The following is a 9,194-nucleotide window of genomic DNA, read 5'->3' as shown; positions in this document are numbered from 1 at the left end:
GAGAGAAACCAAAGGAGACAAACGATGAGCGAAATCATCGCGGAAATGGCGGCATCGGTCTGGAAGATCGAGAAGGCGGTGGGCGACAGGGTCGGAACCGGCGACACGATCATGATTTTGGAGTCGATGAAGATGGAGATCCCTGTCGAAGCCGAGGAGCCGGGAACCATCGTCGAGATCCCTGTCGCCGAGGGCGATGCGATCAATCTCGACGACGTACTGGTCCGGCTCTCGGACTGAGTGAAAGGGAGACTGCCAGTGTTCACATCGGTACTAGTCGCCAACCGTGGCGAAATCGCGGTCCGGATCTTCCGGACGCTGCGTGCGATGGGCATCGAAACCGTCGCGGTCCATTCGGATGTCGAAGCCCACGCTCCGCACGTTCGCGCGGCAGATCGTGCCGTCGAGATCGGTGGAGGGCCGGTCGGCGAGAGTTATCTGAACGTCGAAGCCATCATTCGCGCCGCGCTGATGACTGGCGCCCAGGCGATTCATCCGGGCTATGGGCTGTTGTCGGAGAACAGTGGGTTCGCGCGAGCGGTCGAGGCCGCAGGGCTGGTCTTCATCGGTCCACCCGCCGACGCGATGGATCGCATGGGATCCAAGATCGCTGCCAGGAAGGAGATGTCGGCCGCGGGCGTGCCCGTGGTTCCAGGCTCTGACGACGCTGTTTCCACGGTCGCGCAGGCCGTCACGGCGGCCGCTGAGATCGGCTATCCGGTCGCGGTCAAAGCCTCCGGTGGAGGTGGGGGCAAGGGCTTCCGGATCGCCCGTACCCCCGACGAGATCGCTGCCGCGTTCGAGGGAGCGAGTAGCGAAGGTGAGCGCTTCTTCGCCGACCCAGTCGTCTATCTGGAGCGCTATCTCGAGAATCCGCGCCACGTCGAGGTCCAGGTGCTCGCGGACGGTTTCGGAACTGTGATCCATCTGGGTGAGCGCGATTGCTCGGTGCAGCGGAGGCATCAGAAGTTGATCGAGGAGTCGCCCGCGCCCGCCGTGACCTCGGATCTGCGCGAGCAGATAGGCGCCGTGGCCGTGCAGGCAGCCCGCGCAGTCGGATACCGGTCTGCAGGAACCGTCGAAGGGCTGCTCGTCGCCGGGGAGTTCTACTTCCTGGAAATGAATACCCGAATCCAGGTGGAGCACGGTGTCACCGAGATGGTCACCGGCATCGACCTCATCGAGGAACAAGTGCGCATCGCCGCGGGAGAACCGTTGCGGCACACCCAGGAGTCGGTGTCGCTGTCGGGACATTCGATCGAATGTCGCATCAACGCCGAAGACGCGGCGAAGGGATTCATCCCGCGGCCAGGAGCGATCGACCGGTATCGAGAACCCTGGGGTGAACACATCCGGGTGGACAGCGGCGTCGCCGAGGGATCGGAGGTCCATCGCTACTACGATCCGATGGTCGCCAAGGTGATCGTGTGGGGTAGTGACCGGGAAGCCGCGACCGAGCGGATGATTGCCGCACTCGATGACTTCGAGATCGGCCCGATCCCGACGTTGGTCCCGTTCCATCGGGCCCTGCTGCAAACTCCTCAGTGGCAGCGTGGTGAAACGTGCGCCGACCTGGTGGGTGACCGCGCCTGGCTCCGGGAGACCACTGCTCATGGCTGAATCGAGTGGACTGCTGTCGACCAGGCAGCTCGTCTCGTTGTGTGTGTCGGCCGGGGTCCCGGCGATCGGAATGGCGTCGTTCCCGATGCTGCTCTTCGTCACCGCCGGATGGGGGAGTTGGGTGGCGGCGTTGCTGACGACCGTCGTCGGATTCGCCTTGGGCAGCGTCATCATGGTGTTCGCCCGGCGGTCGACGGTATCGGGGTCATTGGCCTCGTATGTGGCGCAAGGCCTCGGCGAGCGCTCTCGCGCGGTCGTCGCCGCGGCACTGTTCGTCGGCTATGTCGCCCAGATGATCGCGATTCAAGTCCTGGCCGCCACCTTCACGACAAGTTTTCTCACCAGCATGGGGGTCGGATTCGCCGGTACCCCGGAATGCTTGATCGCGATCTTCCTGTTCACCGGCGTGGTTCCCGCGGCGATCGCGTGGCGTGGTCTCGACACCTCCGTGCGGTGGGCGGTGACGTTGACCGCCATATCGGTTCCCGTCGTGCTGGTGATCAGCGCCGCGGCGGCGTGGCGCACCGGACTGCATCTGGGACAACAGTTCTCGATGCAGGGTGCGACGTGGAGCGGGATTCTCATCGGATTCGGCGCGGCGGCGTCATGGCTCGCCTCCTTCGAGAGCGGGGTGACTCTGGCAGCGGAGACCGCGGAACCGAAGAAGTCGCTGCCGGTGGCGGTGCTGGCGCTACCGACTGTGACGATCGGGTACCTGCTGGTGACGGTGCTGCAGATCCCTGGGCTCATGCTGGTCGGTGACAAGATAGCGGCGGGAGCCTCGGCGCCGGCTGCTCTGGCGGAACTCGCGGGTCTGGGGCGGGGTGTCGGGCAGGCGTGCGATCTGCTTCTCGCCGTGGGCGTGTTCGCCGCACTGATCGGGTTCACCAACTTCCTGTCGCGGCTGGTGGTGGCGTACTCCGAGGAAGAGATGTTGCCGAGGGCCCTGGGCAGGCATAACCAGCGACACGGGACACCGACGTCGGCAATCGCTCTGGCCACCGGGATCTCGACCGCGGTGCTGGTCGCCGTCGTCGCGATCAGCGACGAATGGGGGCTCACCGTGTACAGAATGGTGTCGACCTCCATCGTCTACCTGTGGGCCGTCCCTTACGCGCTGGTGAGCCTGGCGGTGCTACTGCTGTTGGCGCGTGAACGCGCACTGCGGGTGCCGATCATCGTCTGCGCGCTCATCGGTGGCACCGGAATGCTGTGGCCGTGGGTGAACAGCCTGATCAACCCGCCACCGAGCCCCGACAATGTCGTCTCCTATGTCGCGATGATCGCGATCGTGGTCGTCGGCTGGGCCTTCTATTCCCGGCGAACCCGGCGCCTTGCTTCCTCGGCGAGCGTCTCTGACGCAGTGCAGACCGACACCGCAGGTGAGGCGGATCCGGTCTCCTGAGGACCGGTCACCCGCGATCACCTCGATCACCAACCATCATCGCAGGAGATGCCTTGAGCTTCACGAGTCCGTTTCCGGACGTAGAAATTCCCGACCTGAGCCTGTATGACTTTTTGTTCGGCGCGATAGCCGACAGCGATCTCGAACGGGTCGCACTCATCGACCCGGTATCGGGTGCGGAGACGACGTATCGGCAGTTGATCAGCCAGATCGACGCCGTCGCCGGCGCGCTCTCGGCACGCGGCATCGGAGTCGGCGATGTCGTCGGTGTCCTGTCACCGAACACTCCGGCCTTCGCGACGGTGTTCCACGCGATCCTGCGAGCGGGTGCCACCGCGACGACGATCAACGCACTGTTCACCGCTGCCGAGATCGGTAAACAGTTGACCGATTCCCAGGCGAAGATGCTCATCACCGTGGCCGCACTGGCTCCCGAGGCAACCGCTGCCGCGCGGCACCTCGATATCGCCGACGAGGACCTGATCGTCCTCGACGGGCAAGGCCTGGACGCGACGGGGCATCCAAACCTAGCCGACTGGCTGCGCCCGAATCTCCGTGCGCCCGAAGTGACTATCGACCCAGCAGTCCATATCGCGGCACTGCCGTACAGCTCGGGGACTACCGGCAACCCGAAAGGTGTCGCGCTGAGTCACCGCAATCTCGTCGCCAACGTCGCCCAGCTCCAGCCGCTGCAGGGAATGACTCCCGACGACGTCGTGATCGCGGTGCTGCCGTTCTTCCACATCTACGGCATGACGGTGCTGCTCAACGCGGCGCTTTGCAACCGCGCCCAGCTTGTGGTCATGCCGCGCTTCGATCTGGTCGAATTCCTGGAGAACATCCAGGAATACAAGGTCACCAACGCCTACATCGCACCACCGGTCGCCGTGGCACTGGCCAAACATCCGATCGTCGACGACTACGACCTCTCGTCGCTGCGCACCATGCTTTCCGGCGCCGCGCCGCTCGACCACCAACTCGGCAAGGCGGTCGCCGAGCGGCTGGACCTGCACATGCTGCAGGGCTACGGGATGAGCGAGCTCTCCCCGGTGAGCCATATCATCCCGGCCGACACCAGAGCTCTTCTGGGACGGGAGGATCCGCCGTTGTCGTCTATCGGCTGGGCGGTCCCCAATTCGGAGAACAAGATCGTGGATCCGGCCACCGGGGCCGAGGTACCGATTCCGGCGGAGGGGCTCTCGGAGCCCGGTGAGTTGTGGGTGCGTGGCCCGAACGTGATGCTGGGCTATCTGAACAACGATCGCGCGACCGCCGAGACGATCGACTCCGACGGTTTCCTGCACACCGGCGACCTGGCTCGCGTGGACCGCGCCGGCGTGGTCTACATCGTCGACCGCCTCAAGGAACTCATCAAATACAAGGGCTACCAGGTGCCACCGGCCGAGTTGGAAGCGCTGCTGCTCACCCATCCGAAGATCGCCGACACCGCGGTCGTCGGGGTGGTCGAGGACAGCACCGGCGAAGAGATCCCGAAGGCCTTCGTGGTAGTTCAGCCCGACGCCGAATTGAGCGAGGCCGAGGTGATCGACTACGTCGCGGGAAAAGTCGCTCCACACAAGAAGATTCGTGCCATCGAATTCATCGACCAGATCCCGAAGTCGCCGTCCGGGAAGATCCTGCGGCGGAATCTGCGGTAACGCTGAAACGCCCTGCTGAGGCGGCAGGCGCAGGCTGCACACCGTGGCCGGAAAGAATCGTCGAACTTCATTCCAGCGAAGTACTCCGGCGCGGTCACGGTGCGTAGTTTGTCCCGAGTTTTTCGACGAGCCGAACAAATACCGACCTGTTGGCGAGAACCGGGCGATACAAACCAATTCAGGTGCCCGGTTCTACTCCTGCGGCGAGCGAACTGAACACGAAGAGTGGGGCATGCTCAGTGAGCATGCCCCACTCGTCATATCTGGTGTGTGTGCCCCTGGCCGGGCGACACTGTCACAACCCGATGTGGTCCGCCACCTCGGCGTAGTCGACCTGCCACAGGCCTGCGCTGAACTTCGGCCACTGCGAGCGGAAGCCGATCATCGCCTGGGCGCGCTGCGTGAGTTCGCGCGCGCGGTCGACCGACACCATGAACGCGTAGGCCTCCTCGGGGATGAAGACGCTGGCGTTGATACCGATCGAGAGAGCTCGCCGGTAGAAGTCCGCGGTGCGGTTGGCGCCACCGCCGTGAACGAGCTTGCCGCTGATGAACGCAGCATCGCCGGGTTTCATCTCGGCGGGAACCGTCTGGTCCGGATCGCCACGATCCGTGAAATCCGGCCAGGTGTGGCTGCCCGGGATGACGCGGGTCGCGCCGTTCTCGTCGGTGTACTCGGTCAGCGCGACCAGGAAGTTGATGACCCCTTCGAACCCGGCCGGTCCGTTCTGGATCATGGGGAACCAGTTCTCCAGGTCGCGGTGCAGTCCCTGCGCGCGGCTGCCCGGCCCGATCTCGATGACCGATGCCGTCGTCATCCAGTACGAGCCGACCTCCTCGAGGAACACGGCGTCGGCGATCGCGTACAGCAGGTCAAGGTCCATCACCTCGTGCGCGAAAGTGTCACTGTGCACGATCAGGTTGGTCAGACGCTTGGTGTTGACGCCGTGGAACTCCTGCATCTCAGGATCGTCGTGCGTGGATCCGGCGGCCAACTGCCGGAGCGGTGTGGCGATCTCGTTGTTCAGGCGGTCGACCTGGTCCTTGGTCAGCAACCCTTCGATGATGACCCCTCCGTCTTCGCGATAGACAGCGAGGATGTCGTCGAGAGGCGCGGTTGCGGGAACCCTACGCAGCTTCGCCGTAGCAGGTGCGGACATGACAATTCTCCAATCTCGGATCAGGTGCTCGCGACTTCTCGACGAACAGGTGATCGGTATGTGCTTCAGGTCCCATCCTGCCGCTGGTGTGACGCAGAGCACTACAACATCTCTGCTCCGCATTCGGGCATCCGTGGTGCACGGTGCACTACGTCGGTAAGTCGGAACGGTGGTGAGTCCGTTCGGAGGACGCGGCGTGGCTATGACGGTGCACGTTGCACCGGTCGGCGCGGAAAACTGCGATGCCGCGATCTATCCGGGACATTTCCTCGCCGCGCAGAATGAGAAATGCATTACATCTCCATTCTCGATGTGATGCATTTCAGACCCGGCCCGCGTGAATCGCTGCCCAGCTTTTCACTCGCTCGAAATCGTCCGCGTGCCGAAACGGCCTGCCCGACGTCGGATCGCCGATGCACTGTGCAGTTCGGCCATCCTCCGGGAGACGCGACGCGAAAGGTTATTGGACAATGACGAAGCCCGCACCCCCGAACATTCGCGCGACAGCATTGATCGGCGGACACTGGACCGACGACGGGCTCGAACGCCGTGACACGGTGAGCCCGGTGACCGGAGAGATCATCGGTTCGTTCCCACTGTGCACCGCGGCCGAAGCCGATCGGGCTCTGCAGGCTGCGCGTGACGCCGCACGTGAGTGGGGTGCGACGACGGTTTTCGAGCGCATCGACATCTTCGAACGAGCGAAGTCTGTGTTGCACACCAAGCGCGACGCTCTCGCCACCCTGATCACCTACGAACAGGGCAAGACCTACCGCGAAGCACGTGGAGAGGTCGACGAGGCGATCGCTCATTTCGACGAGGCGATCACCGGGTGTCGCGACCTGGAGGGAAAGATCCTGCCCTCAGCGGTCCCGACCTGTCGCAATTACGTATACCGCGTGCCGCGAGGAGTGGTTGTCGCGATTCAGCCGTGGAACTACCCCTTGGCGATGGCAGTGCAGCACATCGCGCCGGCACTCGCGGGCGGCAACACCGTGGTCATGCTGCCTGCCCCGACCACCAGCCTGGTCGGTTTCCAGCTCGCGGACTGTCTTGTCGAGGCCGGTGTCCCCGATGGCGTCCTGAACTTCGTCTGCGGGGAGGGGGCCGTGGTCGGCGACGCGCTGACTCGCGACGAACGCGCTGACATCGTTGTCTTCACCGGGTCCACCGCCACCGGCAAACTGGTCGCGGCCAACGCGCGCAATCGCGCAGAACTGCTCGAACTCGGCGGCAACGGACCCACGGTCGTCCTCGACGACGCGGATCTGGACAAGGCGGCCGCCGGAGTGGTGATGGGCTCGATCGTCAACGCGGGCCAAGCCTGCACCGCGGCAGAACTCATCCTGGTCCACGAAGCCGTCTACGATGCGTTCGCCGAACGCCTGTCACAGGAGGTAGCCGACACCGCGGTGCTCGGTGATCCCTTCGACAGAGCGACCACCATGGGCCCGCTGCAGAACGAGGCCACCGCGGCGAAGGTGGATGCGCACATCGAGGATGCGGTCGCCAAGGGGGCGACAGTGACCGTCGGCGGCGCCCGGAGCCCGGGCTATCCCACGAAACTCTATTGGCCCGCCACCGTATTGACCGGAGTGACCGGAGACATGGTGATCAGCCATCAGGAAACCTTCGGCCCGGTGATGCCGCTACGAAAAATCACGTCGGAAGCCGAGGCGATCCAGCTGATCGACGAGTCCCAGTACGGGCTCGCCTCGGCCGTGTTCACCCGCGACGTCGGACGTGGGCTCCGCTTCGCCGAACGTGTCTCGACCGGTATGGCCAACGTCAACCTGCCCACTGTGTGGTCGGAGTATCACCTGCCGTTCGGTGGCTGTTCGGGCAAGGGAAGTGGGACGGGGCGAGTCCAGGGGCGCTACGCACTCACCGACACTTTCACCGAACTCAAGACGATCATCGTCGATCTCGGTGAATGAGTAGCGGCGTGACGGAAAGCAGCGAGAACACGATGAGCGGTCAATCTCTAACAGACGAGGGCATCGACGCCCTGGTTATCGGCGCCGGCCCCTCAGGGGCGACGGCAGCACGCGTGCTGGCTGAAAGCGGCTACCGGGTCACTGTCCTCGAACAGGGGGATTGGCCATCGGTCGCCGACTACCCGAGCACGTCCCTCGAGCGGGAACTCGTCGTGGCCGGACCGTGGAATCCCAACCCGAACATCCGCAAGGGCCCCAGCGATTACCCGGTCAACGACGACGAGGCCGACGTCCACACCTTCATGTTCAACGGCGTCGGCGGCAGCTCGGTGATGTTCGGCGCTGAATGGCCGCGAATGATTCCCTCGGACTTCCGGGTGCGGACCCTGGACGGAGTCGCCGACGACTGGCCGCTGACCTACGAGGACCTGCAGCCCTACTACGAGATGGTCGACGAGATCATCGGCGTCTCCGGCCTCGGCGGCAACACCGCCTACCCTCCCGGCGCAGCACCTCCACAGCCACCGCTACCTATCGGCCGGATCGGCCGGATCGCCGCACGTGGCATGAACAAGCTCGGCTACCAGTGGTGGCCGGGAACCCACGCGATCCTGTCCAAGCCGGCGGACGGACGTTCGGCCTGCGCCCGATGGGCCACCTGCGTCGCCGGCTGTCCAGAAGGGGCGAAGAGCTCGTTCGATGTCAGCATGTGGCCGGGCGCGCTAGCAGCGGGAGTGCAGCTCGTCACCGGCGCCCGCGTCCGGGAGATCACCGTCTCGGCGCGGGGCCTGGCAACCGGGGCGACCTGGATCGACCGATCAGGCGTCGAGCACCATACGAAAGCCCCGGTCGTAGTCGTCTGCGCGAACGGGGTCGGCACGCCACGACTGCTGCTGCTGTCGTCGTCGAAACTGTTTCCAGACGGCCTCGCCAACTCCTCCGGCTACGTCGGTCACAACCTCATGATGCACCCGACGGCCACCGTCCTCGGGGGCTACGAGGAGGATCTGCAGAGCTACCTCGGGCCCATCGGCAACCCCATCTGGTCGATGCAATTCGCCGAGACGGACACCACCCGCGGATTCCATCGCGGATCGAAATGGACCATCGCCGGTGTACCCGGCCCGGTCGAATTACTGCAGCGCATCTACAGCATGCCCCTGGTTCAGCGCAGTGGCGCAGCAGGCCACGAGCTGGTGGAGCGATTCTGTGGCCGATCCTTCGAATGGGTAGCCGCCATCGAAGACCTGCCCGAATTCGACAACACCGTCACCCTCGATCCCCAGCTCGTCGACAGCGACGGCATCCCCGCACCCAAACTGCGCTACAAGATGTCGGAGGAGAGCTCACGCGCACTGGATTGGCACATCGACCGCCTCACCGAAGTCCACGAGGCCTCAGGCGCAGTCTTCACC

7 protein-coding genes are annotated in these 9,194 nt (G+C 64.5%); 6 read left to right on the top strand and 1 reads right to left on the bottom strand.

All coding sequences use genetic code 11. The annotated features are described in order from the left end of the window. Positions 1-24: 24 nt before the first annotated feature. The 4 genes from ACFWF3_RS13530 to ACFWF3_RS13515 are packed head-to-tail and all read left to right on the top strand — an operon-like array spanning position 25 to position 4,683. Positions 25-240 (top strand): biotin/lipoyl-binding carrier protein, encoded by a 216-nt coding sequence (locus ACFWF3_RS13530; protein ID WP_379313911.1) that lies wholly within the window; start codon positions 25-27, stop codon positions 238-240. After that, positions 241-1,620, top strand: a complete 1,380-nt coding sequence (locus ACFWF3_RS13525; protein WP_379313910.1) for an acetyl/propionyl/methylcrotonyl-CoA carboxylase subunit alpha — start codon at positions 241-243, stop codon at positions 1,618-1,620. Continuing rightward, on the top strand, positions 1,613-3,025 hold the full coding sequence (locus ACFWF3_RS13520; protein ID WP_379313909.1) for an APC family permease: 1,413 nt from the start codon (positions 1,613-1,615) through the stop codon (positions 3,023-3,025). The genes ACFWF3_RS13525 and ACFWF3_RS13520 overlap by 8 nt, the downstream gene beginning before the upstream one ends. 53 nt (positions 3,026-3,078) lie before the next feature. Next, entirely contained in the window at positions 3,079-4,683 is a 1,605-nt protein-coding gene (locus ACFWF3_RS13515; protein WP_379313908.1) for an AMP-binding protein, read from the top strand. Positions 4,684-4,978: 295 nt separating this feature from the next. Here ACFWF3_RS13515 and ACFWF3_RS13510 read toward each other — a convergent pair whose 3' ends face one another. Next, positions 4,979-5,842: a phytanoyl-CoA dioxygenase family protein gene (locus ACFWF3_RS13510; protein WP_379313907.1), complete on the bottom strand. Its 864-nt coding sequence runs from the start codon at positions 5,840-5,842 to the stop codon at positions 4,979-4,981. A gap of 470 nt (positions 5,843-6,312) precedes the next feature. Between ACFWF3_RS13510 and ACFWF3_RS13505 the strand changes: the two genes are divergently transcribed. Both ACFWF3_RS13505 and ACFWF3_RS13500 read left to right on the top strand, forming a co-directional pair. Further along, positions 6,313-7,779, top strand: a complete 1,467-nt coding sequence (locus ACFWF3_RS13505; RefSeq protein WP_379313906.1) for an aldehyde dehydrogenase family protein — start codon at positions 6,313-6,315, stop codon at positions 7,777-7,779. Between the two features lie 8 nt (positions 7,780-7,787). Beyond that, on the top strand, positions 7,788-9,194 hold a 1,407-nt coding region (locus tag ACFWF3_RS13500; protein ID WP_379313905.1), incomplete at its 3' end, for an FAD-dependent oxidoreductase.

Origin of the sequence: Nocardia sp. NPDC060220, assembly GCF_042727815.1 — a bacterium.
In the GTDB taxonomy this organism is placed as follows: Bacteria; Actinomycetota; Actinomycetes; order Mycobacteriales; family Mycobacteriaceae; genus Nocardia.
The sequence above is the reverse complement of the archived record's forward strand: the minus strand, read 5'-3'. Positions and strand labels throughout refer to the sequence as shown.

Excerpts from the sequence above, each read along its gene's own strand:
- ACFWF3_RS13520 (WP_379313909.1), top strand. The coding sequence starts at position 1,613 with ATGGCTGAATCGAGTGGACTGCTGTCGACCAGGCAGCTCGTCTCGTTG.
- ACFWF3_RS13530 (WP_379313911.1), top strand. The coding sequence starts at position 25 with ATGAGCGAAATCATCGCGGAAATGGCGGCATCGGTCTGGAAGATCGAG.
- ACFWF3_RS13505 (WP_379313906.1), top strand. The coding sequence starts at position 6,313 with ATGACGAAGCCCGCACCCCCGAACATTCGCGCGACAGCATTGATCGGC.
- ACFWF3_RS13510 (WP_379313907.1), bottom strand. The coding sequence starts at position 5,842 with ATGTCCGCACCTGCTACGGCGAAGCTGCGTAGGGTTCCCGCAACCGCG.